At 53.7% G+C, this 20,260-nt stretch carries 20 protein-coding genes; 5 read left to right on the top strand and 15 right to left on the bottom strand.

Annotated elements, in window-relative coordinates; translation table 11 throughout:
* Positions 1 to 52 precede the first annotated feature (52 nt).
* Both KJS42_RS15140 and KJS42_RS15135 read left to right on the top strand, forming a co-directional pair.
* A complete protein-coding gene (locus KJS42_RS15140; RefSeq protein ID WP_213623332.1) occupies positions 53 to 1,351 on the top strand; it encodes an aminotransferase class I/II-fold pyridoxal phosphate-dependent enzyme in 1,299 nt (432 codons plus the stop codon).
* Positions 1,352 to 1,459: 108 nt separating this feature from the next.
* Entirely contained in the window at positions 1,460 to 1,573 is a 114-nt protein-coding gene (locus KJS42_RS15135) for a YjcZ family sporulation protein (protein WP_213623331.1), read from the top strand.
* A 66-nt stretch (positions 1,574 to 1,639) separates the two neighbouring features.
* Here the strand turns inward: KJS42_RS15135 and KJS42_RS15130 are convergent, their stop codons facing one another.
* From KJS42_RS15130 to KJS42_RS15110, 5 genes are all read right to left on the bottom strand, one after another.
* A complete protein-coding gene (locus KJS42_RS15130) occupies positions 1,640 to 2,857 on the bottom strand; it encodes an ABC transporter permease (RefSeq protein WP_213623330.1) in 1,218 nt (405 codons plus the stop codon).
* 2 nt (positions 2,858 to 2,859) lie between these two features.
* On the bottom strand, positions 2,860 to 3,612 hold the full coding sequence (locus KJS42_RS15125) for an ABC transporter ATP-binding protein (RefSeq protein WP_155606267.1): 753 nt from the start codon (positions 3,610 to 3,612) through the stop codon (positions 2,860 to 2,862).
* A gap of 23 nt (positions 3,613 to 3,635) precedes the next feature.
* Positions 3,636 to 5,066, bottom strand: a complete 1,431-nt coding sequence (locus tag KJS42_RS15120; RefSeq protein ID WP_213623329.1) for a DEAD/DEAH box helicase — start codon at positions 5,064 to 5,066, stop codon at positions 3,636 to 3,638.
* Positions 5,067 to 5,295: 229 nt separating this feature from the next.
* A complete protein-coding gene (locus KJS42_RS15115; protein WP_213623328.1) occupies positions 5,296 to 6,072 on the bottom strand; it encodes an SDR family NAD(P)-dependent oxidoreductase in 777 nt (258 codons plus the stop codon).
* Between the two features lie 627 nt (positions 6,073 to 6,699).
* A complete protein-coding gene (locus tag KJS42_RS15110; protein ID WP_193417462.1) occupies positions 6,700 to 7,158 on the bottom strand; it encodes a chemotaxis protein CheX in 459 nt (152 codons plus the stop codon).
* Between the two features lie 269 nt (positions 7,159 to 7,427).
* On the opposite strand from KJS42_RS15110, the gene KJS42_RS15105 reads away from it, so the two are divergent.
* A complete protein-coding gene (locus tag KJS42_RS15105) occupies positions 7,428 to 8,330 on the top strand; it encodes a LysR family transcriptional regulator (protein WP_213623327.1) in 903 nt (300 codons plus the stop codon).
* A 55-nt stretch (positions 8,331 to 8,385) separates the two neighbouring features.
* Positions 8,386 to 9,195, top strand: coding sequence for a histidinol-phosphatase (locus KJS42_RS15100; protein WP_193417460.1), 810 nt, complete (start codon positions 8,386 to 8,388; stop codon positions 9,193 to 9,195).
* Between the two features lie 150 nt (positions 9,196 to 9,345).
* Here the strand turns inward: KJS42_RS15100 and KJS42_RS15095 are convergent, their stop codons facing one another.
* Positions 9,346 to 9,903, bottom strand: coding sequence for a GNAT family N-acetyltransferase (locus tag KJS42_RS15095; protein ID WP_155606261.1), 558 nt, complete (start codon positions 9,901 to 9,903; stop codon positions 9,346 to 9,348).
* A complete protein-coding gene (locus KJS42_RS15090; protein WP_213623326.1) occupies positions 9,900 to 10,643 on the bottom strand; it encodes a DUF1361 domain-containing protein in 744 nt (247 codons plus the stop codon). The genes KJS42_RS15095 and KJS42_RS15090 overlap by 4 nt, the downstream gene beginning before the upstream one ends.
* A 171-nt stretch (positions 10,644 to 10,814) precedes the next feature.
* Here KJS42_RS15090 and KJS42_RS15085 point away from each other — a divergent pair, with 171 nt between their 5' ends.
* On the top strand, positions 10,815 to 11,144 hold the full coding sequence (locus tag KJS42_RS15085; RefSeq protein WP_193417457.1) for an MGMT family protein: 330 nt from the start codon (positions 10,815 to 10,817) through the stop codon (positions 11,142 to 11,144).
* On the opposite strand, the gene nagZ is transcribed toward KJS42_RS15085, so the two are convergent.
* The 8 genes from nagZ to selD form a co-directional block, all read right to left on the bottom strand.
* Positions 11,132 to 12,454: a beta-N-acetylhexosaminidase gene (gene nagZ, locus KJS42_RS15080; RefSeq protein ID WP_244868499.1), complete on the bottom strand. Its 1,323-nt coding sequence runs from the start codon at positions 12,452 to 12,454 to the stop codon at positions 11,132 to 11,134. The two genes, KJS42_RS15085 and nagZ, sit on opposite strands and share 13 nt — an antisense overlap.
* Positions 12,455 to 12,503: 49 nt before the next feature.
* Positions 12,504 to 13,079 (bottom strand): LOG family protein, encoded by a 576-nt coding sequence (locus KJS42_RS15075; RefSeq protein WP_155606258.1) that lies wholly within the window; start codon positions 13,077 to 13,079, stop codon positions 12,504 to 12,506.
* Between the two features lie 29 nt (positions 13,080 to 13,108).
* Positions 13,109 to 13,660, bottom strand: a complete 552-nt coding sequence (locus tag KJS42_RS15070; RefSeq protein WP_155606257.1) for a hypothetical protein — start codon at positions 13,658 to 13,660, stop codon at positions 13,109 to 13,111.
* Between the two features lie 63 nt (positions 13,661 to 13,723).
* A complete protein-coding gene (locus KJS42_RS15065; RefSeq protein WP_155606256.1) occupies positions 13,724 to 14,182 on the bottom strand; it encodes a DinB family protein in 459 nt (152 codons plus the stop codon).
* Positions 14,183 to 14,346: 164 nt separating this feature from the next.
* Positions 14,347 to 15,117: a MerR family transcriptional regulator gene (locus KJS42_RS15060; protein WP_213623325.1), complete on the bottom strand. Its 771-nt coding sequence runs from the start codon at positions 15,115 to 15,117 to the stop codon at positions 14,347 to 14,349.
* Positions 15,118 to 15,509: 392 nt separating this feature from the next.
* Positions 15,510 to 17,918 (bottom strand): YcdB/YcdC domain-containing protein, encoded by a 2,409-nt coding sequence (locus tag KJS42_RS15055; RefSeq protein WP_213623324.1) that lies wholly within the window; start codon positions 17,916 to 17,918, stop codon positions 15,510 to 15,512.
* Between the two features lie 132 nt (positions 17,919 to 18,050).
* The gene (gene mnmH / locus KJS42_RS15050) at positions 18,051 to 19,085 is read right to left on the bottom strand and encodes a tRNA 2-selenouridine(34) synthase MnmH (RefSeq protein WP_213623394.1); all 1,035 of its coding nucleotides are present in this window, start codon (positions 19,083 to 19,085) and stop codon (positions 18,051 to 18,053) included.
* Positions 19,086 to 19,107: 22 nt separating this feature from the next.
* A complete protein-coding gene (gene selD / locus KJS42_RS15045) occupies positions 19,108 to 20,160 on the bottom strand; it encodes a selenide, water dikinase SelD (protein WP_155606253.1) in 1,053 nt (350 codons plus the stop codon).
* Between the last annotated feature and the right edge of the window lie 100 nt (positions 20,161 to 20,260).

Here is a 20,260-nt window from a genome sequence, read left to right as displayed (position 1 = left end):
TTTAAGACGGTACTGTCCTAAAATATCAAACCGATTTGGAAGGATGAATGAGATGAACCCACTCGCGGAGCAGTTAAACGAGAGCGTCAAATCCGGCAACAGGCACGTGTATGACATGCTGTCGACGCTGGGCAAGGAAATTTATTTCCCGAAGGAAGGCATTTTGAGCCAATCTGCCGAAGCTTCGGCCCACGCCAAAAAATACAACGCCACGATCGGCATCGCCATCGAAAACGGCGGTCCGATGCATCTGGCGGCTATTCAGGACACGCTGTCCGCCTATAAACCGCAGGATTTGTACCCTTATGCCCCGCCCGCCGGTAAACCCGAGCTACGTAGCGTTTGGCGCGAAAAAATGATCCAGGAGAACCCGTCGCTGACCGGTAAGAGCTTCGGCCAACCGATCGTGACGAACGCGCTGACCCACGGGCTCAGCATCGTCGCCGACCTGTTCGTCGATGAAGGCGATGTCGTCATTTATCCGGACAAAAACTGGGAGAATTACGAGCTCACCTTCGGCATCCGTCGTCATGCTGACATCGTTAATTTCCCGCTATTCACGGATGACATGACCTTCAATAGCGCCGGGTTGCAGGAAGCCCTGCTCGCTCAGAAAGGGAAAGGCAAGGCCGTCGTCATCTTGAACTTCCCGAATAATCCGACCGGTTATACTCCGGGCGCCAAGGAAGGCGGCGAGATCGTCGCGGCGATTCAAGCGGCTGCGGAAGAAGGGATTAATGTCGTCGTCGTCACCGACGATGCCTATTACGGCTTGTTCTTCGAAGACTCGCTCAAGGAATCATTATTCGGCAAGCTGGCCGGCCTGCATCCGCGCATTTTGCCGATTAAGGTGGACGGTGCGACGAAGGAAGAATATGTTTGGGGGTTCCGTGTCGGATTTATCACCTATGCGGCAGAGGATCAGGCTTTGCTGGCCGCACTGGAACAAAAAACTCTGGGGATCATCCGCGCCACCATATCCAGCGGCGCTCACCCCTCGCAGACGTTCGTGCTGCATGCGTTAAAATCAGCGGAATTCGCCGTTCAAAAAGAAGAAAAATTCCGGATCATGAAAGGCCGGGCCAACAAGGTTAAAGCCTTGCTGGACAGCGGCAAGTACGGGGACGTTTGGGAATACTATCCGTTCAATTCCGGCTATTTCATGTGTCTCAAGCTCAAGACCGTTGCAGCCGAGTCGCTCCGTCTGCATCTGATCCAACAGTACGGCATCGGTACGATCGCACTCGGCGATACCGACCTGCGGATTGCCTTCTCCTGCATCTCGGAGGAGAACCTGGAGGAATTGTTTGATCTGATATACCAAGGCGTACAAGACCTGCAAGGCAAATAGGCGCCTTCCCCTTCGGGAAAAGGCACGATGGCCCACGCACGCGGACGCCCCTTCTCATACTATACGGTGTACGATCACACTACGCCTGAATGGGAAAGGGGAATGAAAATGAGCGGAGTTGAAGATACAAGAGGCGGCTACGGCGGCCTGTTCACGAGCACGGGCGTGATCCTGGTTCTCTTTATCCTGTTGGTTATCGTTAGCCGTTCCATCCTGTTATAAGAAAATAAATTAAACGTCTTCAATCCAAAACGGACCGTTTCCCTTGTCGGGAATCGGTCCGTTTTGTTATTCGTCATCATTCTCGTCACGCCATTTCCGCGTCCAAGCGGAACGCATGCCAAATGCCAGCAAGAGGCCTGCGGCCAAGGAGCCAAACGTCAAGACGGTATCCCCGCCCGGGATTACCGCCATCGGCAGCCACAGCAGCACGGTTACCGCAAGCAGTAGGCGCGAGCTAAGGCGCAGCGCAGCCGTCTTCCTGGCGCCGACGGGCAGCGGGTAGAAGGAGGCGGCCGGCGAATCGCGATGTTCCTGGCGTAAGGAAGCCAGCTGCGTACCTGCCAGGAACACAAATAGCAAATAGAGTGCCGGCCCCAACCAGGACTTGTCGTTCCAACCGGCGAGCACCATGCCGAGCAGCGTCAGGCGTAGCACGATGCCGAGCAGCTCGCTGCGAACGAACGTCTTGACCAGCAGATACCGATAGGCCTCTGCTGGCTTCCAGGGGATCCCGTTTCCGATGCCGGACAACCAGCGGCGGCGGATCACTTTCTGGCCTTCTGCCGGCACGTCCACGAACCAACCAAGCACCAGCATCACCCGGGCAGCCGCCGAGCGTTCCGCGGCAATGAGGTTGTCCCAGGGGATCTTGTGTTTCATCGGAAACCGCAAAACTAAAGCGTAATTGAGGCCGACCAACACCATAAACAAGGCGCTTTTCCAAGCCGGCTGCCAAATCCAGGCTGCGGTCATCAACAGGATAAAGCACCATCGGAGGAAGCGAAACCCGGCTCTGGCCCGCGCCCCCGCAATTCGCAGTTCCTGCCAAGCCCCATAGGAGCTTAATGCCTTGAGGAGCAGCAATGCGAGCATCATCAGCCACAAGGGGTGGATGATCCCGCCGCTTCGCTGATATAGCGGCCAAGCCAGCAACACCACGATATAGAGTCCAATCAGCTTATAAATCAGTCCGTTCCGAAAGGCCGGAGCTAAATACGCAGAGATTTTGGTCTCTTGCGGCAGCAGGAAAATGACATCCGCCGGCTGCGCGTAGGTTCGAAACCCAGCGTACACGGTCAGGGGGCCCCATAGCGCGAGCAAAATCCAACGAATCGGCAAGCTGGGCGGTATCTGCTGAAGAAACGCCGTATACCAAGCCGAAAAGGCAATCATGAGCAGGAGCAACAGCACGGCGACGCCGCTCTGAAACACATAGGGCAAAAACGGGAGCACTTTGCCCCAGAAGGCCGCTTTTCGCCGACTCCGCAGCGTTCGAAGCTCCATCGTTATTCGCCGTCCTTCACTAAGGCGTAGAAAATCTGCTCCAGCGAAGCTCCCGACGCTTGGGCCTGCTCCCCGATATCAGCCAACGTTCCTTGGGCTAGCACCTTCCCCCGATGCAGGACGATAAAGCGATCGCAGTAATTTTCGATCGTCGACAGAATATGCGAGCTTAACAGGATCGACGCGCCGCCTTGCTTCATCTCCAACATGAAATCCAGCAGCGACCGGATGCCAAGCGGGTCCAATCCCAAAAAGGGTTCATCGATGACATAAAGCGGCGGCCTAGCGACGAATGCACACATGATCATTACCTTCTGCTTCATCCCCTTGGAGAGATGGGCCGATAGGCTGTCCGCCTTCTCCTCCATATGGAACAGCTTCAGCAGACGGTCCGCCCTCTCCCGATAGGCTCCCGGCTCCACGCCGTATGCCCGTGCGGCGAATTCCAGATGCTCCCGAACGGTGAGTTCCTCATAAAGCAGCGGCGACTCCGGAACGAAAGCCAGCTGCGACTGGTAAGCCTCCGGTGCTTCGCTGCGCGAGTTACCGGAGATCCGAATTTCGCCATGATGCGGTGTCATCAGCCCAAGGATATGCTTCATGGTCGTGCTTTTACCAGCCCCGTTCAACCCGATCAGCCCCACCATTTCACCCGGCTTCACCTCGAAAGTGATATCGTGAAGCACAGGCCGCCCCAAGCTGTAACCTCCGCTCAGTTCCTCGACCTGCAAAACGGGCAATTCACTGTCATTCAAACCAAACGCCTCCCACGATCCGCCTAACTCCGCGGCGGCTTATTTTTCAACCATTTCGGAGCCCCTTTATTCTTCCGGTCCTGGAGGCGCTCCTTCTTCCGTTCGGCGGTCGGTGAAGCCTTCCGTGGTCCGCCGCTGTCTGAAGCCGCACGGCTTCCCGGCTTGCCGGAAATTTGAGCGGGCTTGCCAGCCCGTCCGCCATCCGCTTCCCCAGCAACGCGGCGAGTGGACTCCGGCGAGCTTGCGCGACGGGTTGTTTCGTCAGCCCCCGTCTTGCCGCTGCCAGGCGGACGAGTTCGCTTGCCAGGGACAGCCGCCCCGGCTTCTGCCAGCTTGCCGCCGTACAGCGCCTTAGATTCAATTGCAATGCCAAGCTCTCGGGAGAACTTGCGCATGATGAACTCCTCCTGCGGAGCGATAATCGACACCGCTAGCCCCTTGCGGCCCATCCGGCCGGTTCGGCCGACTCGGTGAACGTAATGTTCGGCATCGATCGGCGGATCGAGATTTACGACCAAGGTCAGCTCCTCAATGTCCAGTCCGCGCGCAGCGACGTCGCTCGCCACGAGCACGCGGATCTTGCCTTCGCGGAATCGCTTCAGCGTCAGGCTGCGAGCGGTTTTGTCGGCATCGCCGTACAAGGCTCCGGCGCTCAGGCCGACAAAATTCATTTTCCCTTCGACCTCAGCGATTTGATCGGTATTGTTAATGAATGCGATCGTGCGCTCCGGTTCGAAGTGACGCACGATCCGCCGCAGCATATCGATTTTGTCCCGTGCTTCGCAAACGAAGTAAAGATGCTCTAAGGTTTTGGACGTGCGCTGCTCCGGTTCGATCCCGACCTCCAGCGGCTCCTTCATCTCTTTCGCCGCCAACGCCCGAATTTCCGGATTGATCGTTGCCGAAAGAAACATCAGCTGGCGATCCCGTAAAGTCCCGCGCAGGATATGTTCCACATCCGCCGTACCACCGAGCTGGAACATTTGGTCCACCTCGTCAACGACGACGGTGCGCAGCGTGTGCAGCTTCAGCTTACGGAGTGCCAAAATTTCGCGGATGCGTCCCGGTGTGCCCACGACGAGCTGTGGATGCAGCTTGAGCTTCTCCAACTGCCTTTTGATGGCCGCGCCGCCGATCAGCGCCTGGGTTTGGATGCCTAGCGGTTCTCCGTATTTTTCTGCTTCCCGCTGGATTTGCATCGCGAGCTCCTGGGTAGGGGCCAAAATCAACCCCTGCAGCGTTTTATCCGCGGGAGTCACCCGCTGCAGCAAAGGCAGCAGATAAGCTAGTGTTTTCCCGGTTCCCGTTTGCGACTGAGCCAGGACGTCCCGGCCTTCCAACGCCGCGGGAATACACTCGGCTTGAACCGGCGACGGCTCCGATATTCCGTAGTCCAGCAAAGCTGCCGCCAACTGCTCCCCGATCCCAAGACCGGCAAATGTTGTTTTTGTCATTTCAAATTTCATCCTTTATTTTCATATTACGTGTTGTCCCATACCAATATTTTCATTATATGCGATAAGTATGAGTCACAACAAATCAATACCTCAATTTAGCGAGGTCCGGAAATGGGTTGCCCCTCTTTTTCCGAATGGTTGTTTACAACCAACATTTCTTAGCGATTAACGGCCCATCTCCCAAGAGTACCGATCCGCAAACAAAAAGCCTGCCTTCGCAGGCAGGCTATTTCTTATTCATCATCCGATAGCTTAAGCGGTCCGCCAAGCGGGGGAACATCTGGTACCACTTGGCCCCTACCCCGGCGATCCAAGGCAGGTTGACCTCTGTTGTGCCTTTCTCCGCCGCCTTCACCATTGCTTTAGCGACACGCTCCGGCTTCAGCATCATCCATTGCACATTCTTGACGTAACCCCCGCTGGGATCCGCAATTTCAAAAAATGGCGTATCGATCGGTCCCGGATTGATCGTGGATACTGTGATTCCGTACTCCCGGACCTCCTGACGCAACGCGCTGCCGAAGCCAACGACCGCATGCTTGGTAGCGGTATAAGCCGTCGATTTGGCCGTGCCGATCTTGCCGGCTATCGAAGCGACATTAACGATACGTCCGGCACGGGCTGCCTTCATGGAAGGAAGAACGGCCTTCGTACATCGAACCATCCCTATGTAGTTCACGTTCATCATCTCGGTAAATTCGGTAACCGGCATTTGGTCCAGCGATTCAAACTTGCCGTATCCCGCATTGTTCAGCAGGACATCGACCCTTCCAAACTCGGTCAGGATCTGTTCGAATCCTTCCTTTACGGAAGCATCGCTGCCAACGTCCATCTCGATCACCCGATAAGGCCCAGTCATCCTTGCGGCAACTTGTTTCAGCTTGTCCGCACTTCGGGCGGCCAAGACGACCACTGCGCCGCGCTCGGACAGCATCTGCGCCGCCAGCGCGCCAATCCCGCTGGATGCGCCGGTGACGACGACAATCTTGCCCTCTAACGACATTTCCCTAACATCCCCTCAAGAGGTAGTTCAAAAAGGCATCTTCAGATCACGAAGCCGTTTCAGGGAAGTTAATCGACATCGAATCTTGAACTCAGCCGGTCACTCCGTTGCTCACGTAGGTTTCCCTACGCTCCGCTACTCACTCCCTAGCTTCATCCAACCTTCTCGGTGCTCCAAACCTGCCTCTTTGATCCTTTATTTAGATGGTAGTTCAAAAAGACATCTTCAGATCACGAGGCAATTTCAGAGCAGCTAAGCGACATCGAATCTAGAACTCAGCCGGTCCTTCCGTTGCTCACGTAGGTTTCCCTACGCTCCGCTACTCACTCCCTAGCTTCATCCAATCTTCTCGGTGCTCCAAACCTGCCTTTTTGAACCTTTATGTAAAGGTAGTTCAAAAAGGCATCTTCAGATCACGAGGCAATTTCAGAGCAGCTAAGCGACATCGAATCTAGAACTGAGCCGGTCCCTCCGTTGCTCACGTAGGTTTCCCTACGCTCCGCTACTCACTCCCTAGCTTCATCCAACCTTCTCGGTGCTCCAAACCTGCCTTTTTGAACCTTTATGTAAATAGTAGTTCAAAAGTCATCCTCGGATCACGAAGCAAATTCAAGAACTGCCCCTATCTTAAGAGATCATCACCTGAATGTCCAGTTCGCCGATCCCATCCATCAACAGCGGAATGCAAAGCGCCTTGCGCGGTCCCATTCCGGTTGCATTCTCCGTCTTAATGATCTGCGGCGGCGTGATATCCACGGCAAATCCCTGGTTGGACAGAATCGTGCTGGCATTGCCGCTGATCATGTTGCCCAGCTCGGAAATTGCGCTTTGTCCCATCTCATCCATTTCCGTCAGGACGAAACCGCCCATCATCGCCGAAACGATGCGAAGTGCTACGGCTTCCTGCAATCCGAACACAACCATACCGCTAAAGTGGCCGGTCATGCCGATTTGAATCCATATATGATCCTGCACAGGTATTACGTCTTTGACCCCCATACTCCCGGTGGAAGGAGAAACCTGAACAACCTGTTGTATGACCGAACGCGCGGATTCAAGAAAAGGATTTATGACTTCTGCTTTCAAAATTATGCGCCCCTTTTCACTAGGAGAATAACTTTACGATACATTAGACCCAGCTTTTAGTTAAATCATATTATACTTTATTCCTATTCATAAGTCATTAAAAATCGAATGATGGCGATCGAGCGAACTCTACGCTGTAAGTATTGTCGAAGGAAGCCAAACGACGCATCATTGATTTAACAAAGGAACATCCCCTATAATTATTAGATCACGAGGAAACTGCCGGATCCGGCGATTTCCCAAGGAACGGGAAGAAAGGAGGCCTTCTGGTGAATATTAGTCAGTTGGAGACGCTGATCACCATATCTAAAACGAAAAGCTTCCGAAAGGCCGGGGAGTTGCTCAACTTAACCCAGCCAGCCGTATCGGCCCAAATCAAAAGCCTCGAGGACGAGTTCCGCACCGTATTGGTCGACCGCAACCAACCGGTCACCCTGACGGATCGGGGACAGGTGTTTCTTGATCAGGCGGAGCGTATCTTGGATATCGTCGAGGAGCTCAAGCAGAAGCTATCCGACATGGAACATACCCCGCAAGGCCATATCGTGCTAGGGACCACCACATCCATCGCGATTCAGATTTTGCCGCGAATTCTGTCCTATTTTCAAGACCAGTTCCCTCTGATCAAAACCACCATTCAATCTATGCCCTCCAGCTTAATTTATCAAAACGTAGAGCAGGGACTTGTCGATATCGGCATCGGGTATTTAATTGAAAACAACCCTCAAGTGCTTTCGTCGGTGTTATATTACGATATCTTCGAATTTGTCGTCTCGCCGCTGCACCCTTTAGCGGTCAACCCATCACCCACCCTCGAGTCGCTGCGCGACGTTCCCCTCATCATGTTATCGCCCGATACGGTCGGGCGTCGTTTTATCGACGAGGTCTTCCGACAGCACGACATTGAGCCGCACATCGTCATGGAGCTTTCCAGCAGCGAAGAAGTCAAACGGATGGTGGAAATCAATCTGGGCGCCGCGATCATCTCGCGTCAATCGATATTGCGGGAGCTAAAACAGGGTACGCTAAAGGTAGTACCGATTCCTGAGCTTGAAGTGACTCATCCGGTTGGTGTCATCTACAAATCGAGCCGTTACATCAATTCGGCGATGCAGCAGTTTCTCGGTGACCTGAAAGGCATGCCGGAAACGCATTTCATCAGCTCCGAATAAGCCGCGGGCAGAAGTAGGCAACAAGTCCTCACTACCAGAAAGGAGCAGACACCCGATGAAATTCGATCTTCATACTCATCACTTCCGTTGTGGCCATGCCGACGGGAACATCCGCGAATATATCGAAGCCGGCCTCGCCGCCGGACTAGCGGTGATCGGCATCAGTGACCATACGCCTTACTTCGGCCATGAGGAAGACCAGCCTTTTCCCCGGATCGCCATGGGTAAACAAGCTTTTGCCGGATACGTTGAAGAAGTGTTGAAGCTCAAGCAAGAATATGCCGGCCGAATCGACGTTTTATTGGGAATCGAATCGGATTTCTTCCCGGAACACGTGGGCGCATACCGGAATACGCTAAACCAGTATCCCTTTGATTACGTGATTGGGTCGGTGCACAGCGTCGGAGAGGTAAGCATCTTCAACAAGAATCGTTGGAAGGGCCTTAGCCGCGAGGAGAAAGTGGCCAGCAAGGAAACCTATTACGATCTGATCCGCCAGTCGGCGCGCAGCGGGTTGTTTCAAATTCTGGGCCATATCGATGCGATGAAGGGCAACTACCCGGCATTTACCGACATTCCGGCCGCGCAGGCGATTGACGAGACGTTGAGAACGATTGCGGAGCACCAAATCGCCATCGAGATTAATACCTCCGGGAAAACAAAGCTAAGCGGCGGTTGGTATCCGGACGATTCGATCCTCGAGCGGGCGCTGCATTTTGGCGTTTCCGTGACCTTCGGTTCCGACGCACACACCCCTTTGCGGGTTGGCGATGAATGGGAACAAGTCGCCCGTCGCCTCAAGGAAATCGGCTTTCACGAATGGGTGTATTTCAAGAACAAACAGAAAATCACCGTTCCTCTATAAGCAAAAAAAAGAGAACCCGACGTCTCACGCTCCGGGTTCCAAGAGAAAATATATATTCAAAAGGGGGTCATGTAATAAGTGTACCCCCTTTCTATTAGGGTTTGATCACAGCTATATTTCATTTGTGTAACAAAAGCTATCACTTCCGTTTCAAAGAAACTTCCTTTCAAAGAGATACCTCTTCAGCGGCGTCCCCTCACTCCTTCTTCCTGGCGTAGCGAGGTGACCCGACTCCCGCAGGCCGCATTTCTTCAGGACGCATTCCGATGCCGGATTATCCGCACTGCAGCGGGCTTCGAGGCAACTAATCCCCAACGTGTCGATAGCGAAATTCATTACGCATTTCACCGCTTCGGTCGCATACCCCTGGTTCCAGTGAGCCGGGGAGATCAGATAGCCGAGCCGAGCCTTATGCCCCTCTACATCCCAATATTGCAGCGAACAGAGTCCGATCCAGTCTCCTTCTCCTTTGCGGATCACGGCAAAATGCAAGTCCCGCAGAAATCGGTACGAGTCTTCGAAATAGCGGTACAAGCGACCCGGGAACAGCAGTTTACCCGGATTGATCTCCGTAAATGCGCGTACCGCCGGATCGGACATGCAGCGGTGTAACGCCGCCGTATCTTCCGGCAGAAGCTTCCGCAGGATCAACCGCTCGCTCTCCAGCACTGGAAACCGCTGCAGCAGCTGCTCTTTCATGTCCGTCATGTCCCCTCCCCTTGGGTCCGCTCCGATAAGCGATGTACTCTCCCATACCCGTAAAGCACCACATAACAGAATAACGTGATCAGAAAAATCCATTTACAAAACGCCAGCGCATGCTCCACGTTAGCGGCATCGGTAAAATAAGCAGCCGTTTCCCGAAGCACAAATCCCGGATGCCTTAGCAAATCCCAACTGTTCCAGCGGATAAAGCGGCCCAGATAAATGCCGAAGCTGCTAAGCAATAGTACGGTAACGGCAAACGCCCAGCCCACCAACCGGCCAGCCGCTTTTCGTACCAACTGATGCACGGATGCCAGAGATACCGAAGCCAGCGCCAATCCCAGTAATCCAGTAAACAGCAGGGTAAAGAGATGGTCCCAGAACGAAATGTCTTCCCAAAACCGGGTACCCGCTGCAATCGGATAGCGGTTAAACGGGTGCAGCAAATCGGTGATTAAATAGGCGGCATTCGGATAAAAAAACAGCCACAATAACCCCGCCGGCACGCTTAAAGCAAGCTTAGCCGTCCGCGAGGTTAACAAGCTGATCAGATCGAGCAGCACCGCCAGCCCCAGCGGAATCCAGGCCAAAAAGGCGTTCCAAATCAGGAACAGGTAAGGCGGGCGTCCGCCTTCGGGCAGCCGCGTGCTTATGACGTATTTCATTCCGATCATTGTAAAGATGAACAAGATTACATATAAGATCCATTTGTCCGGATAACCAAGATTTTTCCACCGTTGCAAACTCATTCCTCCCGTCTGCCTTATGGTCAGTATACGATTCAGGCTGGCGGATAGTTACCGTCGCAGCGAGCTCTAAGCTCCAGTCTTCATTGTATGGAGACTGGAACTTGTCTCGTCGGCGTGGTATAAAAACGGTATAGATCCTATCGTTTGAATAAGGAGTTTTCGCCCATGCAGCCGTTCACCGCACGAACCATCGAAATTATCTCCGCCATCCCGCAAGGACAAGTGATGACCTACGGTCAGATCGCCGCCGCCGCAGGAAGTCCCCGCGCGGCCAGGCAGGTCGTCCGTATCCTTCACAGCATGAGTGTCAAATACGGTTTACCTTGGTACCGGGTAGTCAACGGGAAGGGAGAAATCGCCTTGCAGGAGGAAGCAGCGGTGCAGGAACAGACTTGGAATCTGGAAGCGGAAGGCGTAGAAGTTCTGCCGGGCGGCCGGATTGACTTGAACCGGTACCAGTACCACCCGGAAAGTGTTAAGGATCATAATCCGTAAGGCTTCAAGGTATTGGCGATATCACGATTCAACTGTTCCGTATCAGGCCCCGGCGCTGAATCATTGGTGAGGGCATACTTCTCCTTCAGCTTCAGTACGTTGTAAACCCGTTCGTCCAACGTTTCCGCCGATATCTTACCGGAGCTGACCGCATCACGGAGCGCCTGGATCACCTGCTTCTCCTTCTCATGATCATGGCCGACCAGCACGATATTCCCGCCAGCCTGAACGAACTGCACAGCAGCGTCAGCGATATCGTAATGTTCGACGATGGCGCCCATCGTCATATCATCGGAAATGATTATCCCCTCGTATCCAAGCTCCTTCCGCAGCAAATCATCAATCACCGCCTTGGAAAAGGAAGCCGGGTGCTCAGAATCCAGCTTCGGCATGAGCAGATGAGCGATCATGACGACGTCAGCCCCTTCTTGAATGGCCTGCTTAAAGGGCACGAGCTCCAGCTTCCGCAGCCGGGCCAAATCATGTTCAACGACCGGCAACCCGAGATGTGAATCCACGGAAGTATCGCCATGCCCCGGAAAATGCTTCACGACCGGAATGACGTCCTGCTCCCGAATCCCCTTCATAACGGCAATGCCCATACGGCTGACGATCTCCGGCTTCGTGCCGAATGCCCGATCCCCGATCACCGGATTATCCGGGTTGCTGTTAACGTCAAGCACCGGGGCGAAGTCCAGGTTCAGGCCGAAGCCGGCCAGCTCACGGCCCAGGATGCCGCCAATTTGTCCGGCCAATTCTTCGCTGCCTGTGTTCCCGATCTTACGTGCGGTCGGCAGTTTCGCTAGTTCTCCCGGCATTCGGCTAACCCGCCCGCCTTCCTCGTCAACGCTCATAAACAGCGGCACCGGCTGCTTCGCATTCGCGGCTTTCAAGCCGTTAAACAATTCAAGCGCCTGCGTTGTGTCCTGGATATTGTCCTTATAAAAAATAAAGCCCCCAACGTGGTACTCTTCGATAAGTGAGCGGGTCGCGTCGTCCGGCTTCGTCCCCTCCATCCCCACCAGAACCAGCTGGCCGATTTTCTCATCGGTGCTTAGCTGGGCCAGCAGCTCGGCTGTTGGATCGGGCGGCGTCTCCGGTGTGTCCGGCGCTTCAGGAGTGGATGGTGACGCCTCCCCCTGGTTTGCCCCCGGACCGCCATTTCCATTACCTTCGCTAGCGGAAGGCGCAGGATGGTCCGCCGCTCCCTGCCTAGCGGAGCATCCCGCGATCAAGAGGACAGCCAGCAGGAGCAGGCTGGCGACTTTCCAGACGCTTCTACTCTTAGGCTGTGTGTTCATCCTGTCCATTCGTCCGCCTCCGTTCGTTATATGAGTGTACTTCCTTCATTCGCAGGTTTCAGCCCTGCTTCCATTTCTTCTCCGCAATGGACGGCACGAAGCTCTCCATTTGGGACAATAACTCCCCCGGATCCTCGGCTAGATTGAGCAAAGATTCATGCCCGGGGTGTACAAACCCCGCCCGGACGCAGGAATTCACCAGCTCCATCAGCGGTTCGTAATAACCCTGTACATTAAGGACACCGACCGGCTTCTGGTGAATACCGATTTGCAGCCAGCACAGCACCTCAAACAGCTCCTCCAGCGTACCAAAACCACCAGGTAAGGCGATAAATCCGTCGGCCATTTCGCTCATTTTCGCCTTGCGGGCATGCATCCCTTCAACTTCGATAAACTGCGTCAGCCCCGGATGGGCCATTTCACCGTGGATCAAACCGGAGGGCATGATACCAACCGCTTCCCCGCCAGTTGACAAGACCGCATCCGCTACCGTACCCATCAGACCGTGCCTGGATCCCCCAAAGATTAAGCGGTATCCCCTTTGTGCCATAACAATCCCCAGTTGTTCCGCCTTCAAGCGGAATTGCTCATCTTCGCCAAACTGCGAGCCGGCAAATACGCAAATCGATTTCATCCTCTTCCCTCCTGCAAGATGAATAAGAACTACTCCCTATCAAGCGAATCCAAATGCCCGCCGGCAAGATCCCAACGATGGCTGAATTTTGCCAGCCGTGGGTGCGGATGACCCGGCTCAGCTGCCAGCAGAAGCCGGATCTTGACGATCCATTCCTCAAAAGAGGAGAAGGAGGCAAACTGGTTCGCCATCTCCGGCGTGAGATATAGAAAATGTGGCGCTGGATAGACCTCGGTCAAATGACGAAGGGCGGCGTCGATGGGCGTGTACTTTTTTCGCTTCCCTTCCCAACCCTCTACAGCGATGGGCAGCCGGGTTCCCTCCTGGTCCCGTCTCCATTCATGAAGCCGATCTTCCCTTCGATAGAAGGGGCCCACCGGTTCTTTGGCCATCCGTCTCACCGTTTCTTCATGCAGCGGGTAGAGAACCAACTTTGTAAACTTACGGTTCTCCGCCTCTTCGGCAGCCCGCGTGAGCCCTTCGTCCGAAATATGCTCAAAGGAATCGTAAAAGATCAGTGTGCCTTTCCGGCTCGGGGCCGGGGGCTCGTAACCATAAGGCACCTGAATGTTCTGTCTCAAGCCGCTTCCTCCTCGGTGCGTAAATTGGGATATATGGATTAGATTGCCCTATTTTGAGAAAAGCTATCGAATTCCCCGGTTGATAAAATTAGGCGAGACTGGCGTCATTCCCAATTCCCGAGACCAAACGGACAACTGCCCGATATGATGGATTTCGTGGGCGATGACATGGCGAAGGATTTCGCCTTGCGTAAACTCTCTCCCCCATGGATCGGTGATAAGCAATCCGTCCATTTCGTTGGTCCAAGTTTGAAGAAATGCCTCAACTTCCGTATGAAAGGAGTCCGAAAGCTTTTTTACCAATTCTAAGGACATAAAAGATTTAAAATCCTCCTGGAAATCCGGTTTCCCTTGGATAGAGCGGATCCAGCTCCACTCCACGTCGGCGATGTGAAACAGCGTCTGCAGGATATTCCCAACACCACCCACTCGCTTGCGCAACAGTTCTTCTTCGGAGACGTTCTCGCACCAGACAAACCATTCGTCCCGGACCTGCCAGTTATATTGAAACATCTTTAGCATCGATCTGACTCCTCTCCTGTAAAGGCTGCCTCGAAACTTCTTCATTTCTCGGCGGTAACCTGATTTTACCATAAGTATCTGGACCAATTCAGCCCGCGAAATGTAAAATAAGCCCCCGGACATGCTGTCGCGGGAGCTTTTGGGGTTCACACATGAAATTAGCGCTATCGATCCTTTCCGACTTCCGGAGAATTGGCGGCATAGGCTTCGGCCGCAGCCAACAAATAATACGCCAACCCGGTTTGTTGTCCTTCCAGCATCGCGCGGTGGAATTCGTCACTGAGGAAAAATCGAGCTTGGGCTGCGAAATCCGCAGGAGTTGCGGGATGGTCGTGCTTCTTCATAAAAGCTAGATGGTCGTCGATGAAATGCCGGATTCCCTCATCCTGGTGGGATATTCCAGAACGTAAGGCCTCCACCATTTTGATTGTAAATTCCATAGCCTCCTTGGCCTGCTCGTTCAGTTCCGGCACATCGATGGGTTGGGGCCCAGGGACCTCCACTCCGTAGGTTTGGCTCAAATAATCCTCCTGCTCTCGCAAGGCCTCACGCCACTCCGCTTCATCGGCAAAACCAACAAACAATTCCTCACCTGTTAGCTCTTCTCCTGAAGCTGTACTCTCTATCGACTTCTCCAGCGTCTGCAGAATGGAGTCCAGCCTCCGCTTTCGGCTGCGCAACAGTTCCCGTTGCTCCGCCAAAATGTCGCCGCGTTTCCGCTCCTCTTCCAGCAGCGACTGGATCTGCGCCAGTGGCAGCTCCAGTTCCCGGTAGAACAGGATCTCCTGAAGCCGCTCCAGTTCCCGTTCGCCATATAACCGATAGCCGGCTTCACTGATATCCTGCGGCTTCAATAAGCCAATCTTGTGGTAATGATGCAGCGTCTTGATCGTCACTCCCGAAAGATCCGATACCTCTTTGACGGTGTATAACATCGAACATCTCCTCCTTTTTCTTGACGGTCTCGTCGTTGTTCCACATCGGCCTCACGACGTCCGCTTATTGAGCGTAAGGCCTCCTCAAAGGGGAGAGTCAACAGGCGGACGGCCTAGTAAATAAATGGAAATCTAACATCTATTTTTCGCGAAAGGTGGTATGGGGGCATCACTAGTTGGAAAAAAGGCAGTTAATATAGGAAAAGTTAGCGCTCCAAGGTCAATTGGCGCAAATTAGTTGTAGGATTTCCAATTAAAGTGAAACGTTGACGCAGGATAGAGTCATGAAGTGGAAGATATCCAATTAGCCACTCCAGCTCCTCTTCCAGCCAAGCTTACAAAAAAGAGAGGCCTCACGGCCTCTCTCTGCCTTCTCCATTCACATACCGGCGTTATTCCAAGCCGATCGCCTGGTCGGTTTTGCCTTGTAGCTTCACCAATCTCATGAGGATAGAGGCGGCTTCGGCTTTGGTGACAGGGCGCTGCGGGTTGAATTTGCCGTTTTGCCCCTGCAGCAAACCAAGTCGTACCGCGATGGCGACTTCGCCAGGCCGGGTGATTTTCTCCGCATCGCTAAACTGAGGGTTCAATACGTCTTTCCCATAGAAGTTGGCCAGCCGATCGTATTTGACGATCGAAGTCAGCAAGACGGCCAGTTGTTCCCGCGTCAGCACCTTATCCAATTGCGAAGGGTCAATGGTATCAATCCATCCTAGCTCGGCTGCATAACTCACCACGTGATAATACGGATGGTCTACCGATATACCGGCCTTTGCTGCGGTAGAGGAAGCCTGCACGTAACCGGTATAATAAGGATTTGCCGCCTTGACGGTATAGGTTAGCCATTCGCCTACCGTAATCGATTGATCCGGATTCAGGTTCCCTTGATCGTCCGGTTCAAGAATCCGGTATTGGATCAACGTCTTTAAATCCGCTTCCGCCCAATGTCCTTTCAGATCCTTAGGTTCTACGTTGCCCCCCATTTGTTCCGTACGGAGGTCCTCAAAGGTGGTCACCCATTTCCCGGTCACGGCATTCAGTACCTGATAAGCCTTTGATGCCTCCTTGGACTGCGGGGAATACACCAGGTAAACCTTCGGCTCTACGTAAGTATTATCGATGGTATACCCGCCGATTTGGGAATATTGCAATTCCAATTCATAATTGTCCAAATACGATTTGAGCGCTTGCTCGGCAGTCACTGTCACGGCCTTGCCGTCAGGCATATTCGCCGGAACTTCGCCGCGGTTAATCGAATAGAAGAACAATCGGCCGTAGGCGTCGACCGTAATCGATACTCCTCCGCTGAGCACCGGAATGTCGTTCACGTAACGATTCAGCTCGAAGCGGTATTGCTCCCCGTTCGAGAGACGGCTCCAAGTCTCCCCACGTTCCATCAGCTTTAAATCCCGACTCGCTTGCGGATACAGCTGATTCACCCACTCCAGGGCACGCTGCTTCGCTTGGTCGTAGTTTAATTTAGCTGCTCCTGAAGGGGCTGCCAACGGCTCGCGCGGCTCTCCGTAATTATAAGATTCAATCTGGAATTCCAGGATTTGTCCGGTCAAGGCATCGACCGTTGCGGAAGTTTGCGCGGGGAAATAGAAAGGTCCCGCCATGTTTTGGCGATCCTCTTCCCATCTTAAGCGCCACGTCTTCCGCTCCGGATTCTGATAATCCTTGCCTAGGTTCGGATAACTGAGCTTCCGTCCTTCCGGAATAAAGACGATTTGTTCCACCAACTTGGCGGCCTCGTCGGATGTCAATTCCGTCGTGGACGTCCTTGGCTGGAACAGCTTGGTCCCCATCGGCACGTCGCTGTAGGTTACCTTTGTGGCGGTGATCTCTTCGCCCTCGCTGTTAATCTTATATCCGGTCAGCGCGTTGATGGGCTGGGTAGCGTCTGAGGCTGGCCCCCAGGCTAGGACCCAATCCGATATGGCGCCGTTCTTGTACAACGGGACATAGCCAAGCTCAACCTGGAACTCTTCCCGGAGCTTCTTCTCCGCATCGGCTTTCGATACCGTCGGTATGGAGGAGGGATAATCCAGCTTCTCCCCTGGCCGGCTGAATTGCGTCACTTCTCCATCGCCGGTAATCGTGATATTGATCGATTCAAAACCGGAGGGCAGACCGTTCTTCAGAATACTGAAATTGAAGTTATAATTCACGGGACCAAATAAAGTCTGTGCATCCGAGTAAAACATCGAATCGCTTTCCTTCACCTCGTCCACAGATAATGATGGAACAACTTTGGCGATAAAAGCCCTCGCCTTCTCCAAGGCCTGCTCTCTCGTAATTTTCGGAGGATAATACGACTTGTTGCCTTCCCGCGGAAAACTGATGTATGTATGAATCAAGTCCCCCGTGATCGCGTCGACTTGGCTGCTAAAGCCATAGCTTCCATTCCCTACTTCTACTTGCCATTGGATGGTCCATACATCTTGATTACTTGGAGCCGGGTAGACATTATTCACGCCATAATCCACCTGCGATACTGTGGAGGCTTCCAAAGCCGGAAACCACTCCCGAACCTTGGCAATGGCCAGTTCTTTTGTGATTTTCGCTTTGGACGGATCTGCTGCCCTGTTCCCCGATTTGGACGAGCCGGTACCAGCATTTCCCGAATCTACGACGACCGTAGTTGTTGAAGTTGAGGATGCCGCTACTTCCTCCGCGAACGCCGCACCTTGCGGCAAAGCCACTGAAAGCGCAACCAATCCAACGAATGCTAGTTTGGCCGACGACTTCCTGCCAGCTGCCTTGCCGACTTTATTAACCTGATGCTTCAACCGTTTCACCTTCCCACTTTTCCCAATATATTCTTCCTCTCTATTGTAAAGCCGATTGTATGTATTTTCCATCCCAAAAACATTGTCGGCAAAAAAACAGCCCGCAGAACCACCTGCGAGCTGTTTAGAAACTTACAAGATTCAAACCGGCTGAGGCAATAACCGTTCCGCCTCCGTGACCGCCTCATCAACCGAGCCCGCACGAATCACTGTAAAATCAGCGTCTTCGTATTGATTCTCCGTGTGAGCGTATCTTGGATCATAATAGTAAATCAGCAGCAGTTCAACCGCCCGGTCGTAACGGCCTGCGAGCAAGCTTTGTTCGATTTCCGCAGCAATTGGCGTGTGAATCTTCGATTTGATCTTGCGGAACGCTTGCAGGCAGGCCTCTGGATTGTTCCAGGGCTCGTAATCCTCCAAAATGATCTGCACGCGGACGTCCGTCGGCAGATCGATACGAATGTGACGGCCCTGTTCTTTCTTCGCCATGAGAAAATCGGGTACGACCACCTTGCCGATCCGTTTGCTTTCCGCTTCCATTAGCACATAAGGAGCTTCGCGATATCGCGACAGGTCCTCCAACAGCAGGGAGTCGAACATCTTTTGGTTACGGGCTTGCAATCCGATTTGGCCAAATACCGATCCCCGATGCCCGGCCATCCCTTCCAGATCCATAACGGGATACCCTTGTTCCTGAAGTTTTCGCAGCAGCAGCGTCTTACCGCTTCCTGTATTCCCGTGGATCACCGTCAAATCGGGGGCGAATTCCATCCCCTCCAGCGTGCTGACAACCCACTGGCGATAAGCCCGGTATCCACCGGCCAGTCGGTAGGTGTGAATGTCCATGAGGCTGAGCAGCGTAGCTGTCGTACGGCTACGCATGCCTCCGCGCCAGCAAAACACCGCTTTTCGCCCGGAAATTTCCGCAAACTTCCGAACAAAGTCCGGCAGCTTGGCCGAAACGACTTCAAGCCCGCGTTGTTTGGCGGCATCCACGCTCACTTGCTTATATAAAGTTCCGATTTCCGCCCGTTCCTGATCGTCAAAGAGCGGAATATTCAAGCTGCCCGGAATCGTTGATTCAGCAAACTCGGAAGGGGACCTCACGTCGATCATCGTGATGGCTTTGCTCTCCCGTTGTTCCGCCCATTCCTCCAGGCCTAGATCCTGAAACATATCCAATGCTGCAAACCCCTTCCTACGCTTCCACCACGATACGACCCGGGTGTTCTTCGGTGACCTTACCGATCAAGCTTGCCTCGACGCCGGCTTTCCGCAGTTCAGCCAACAGTTGTTCGCTTTGGTCCGGGTTCACCGAGATCAGCAATCCACCGGACGTAACCGCATCGCACAAAATATAGCGGTCGGTCTGGTCCAACGAATCCGGGAACGTGATGTCCGCCTCCACGTGGGCATAATTGTTTTTGGTCCCCCCAGGGACAAACCCTTGCTCCGCCAATTCGCGCACGCGCGGAAGCACGGGTACGCTTCCTTGCGAGATGGTGATCCCCGTGCCGCTGCCCTTCGCCATTTCCAGGGCATGGCCCATTAAGCCAAAACCGGTCACATCCGTACAAGCATGCACGTCATACGGCTCCATCACTTCAGCAGCCGTCTTGTTCAGCGTAGCCATGACCGTGGTGACCCGCTGCGTCTCTTCTGCCGTCAACTGATCCTTCTTGATCGAGGTGGTCATAATGCCGACGCCGATCGGTTTCGTCAGGATCAGCTTGTCCCCCGGCTTGGCGCCGGCATTCGTTCTAACCTTATCCGGGTGCACAAGCCCCGTAACGGCTAAGCCGAATTTCGGCTCCTTATCGTCGATGGAATGGCCGCCTACCAGCGTTGCCCCAGCTTCCTGAACCTTGTCCCCCGCGCCGCGCAGGATGTCAGCAAGGATGCTTTTATCCAATGTAGAAATAGGAAATGCCACGATGTTCAGCACCGTGAGCGGCTTACCGCCCATGGCGTAAATATCGCTGAGCGCATTGGCTGCGGCGATTTGCCCGAACGAATACGGATCGTCAACGATCGGCGTAAAGAAATCGACGGTCTGCACTAGCGCCAGTTCATCGTTTAACCGGTAAACCCCGGCATCATCGCTTGTATCGAGGCCCACCAACAAATCGGGATTCGGCACCGTAGGCGGGAGGCTCCGAATGACCTGCATCAGGTCAGCCGGGCCAATTTTGCAGCCGCAGCCTCCTTTGCTGGATAAAGACGTTAATTTTATCGGTTCAGCTGTAGACATGCTTGATCACAATCCTTCCCTATATCTTTAATAGGATCCCCTAATTCATGCTATATTTAAGCGTACTCCAGTTGCGGTACAAAAGGCAACCTGTTCGGTC

The sequence above is a fragment of the Paenibacillus sp. J53TS2 genome (genome assembly GCF_018403305.1).
In the GTDB taxonomy this organism is placed as follows: Bacteria; Bacillota; Bacilli; order Paenibacillales; family Paenibacillaceae; genus Fontibacillus; species Fontibacillus rhizolycopersici.
This window is presented reverse-complemented; position numbering and strand designations above follow the sequence as displayed.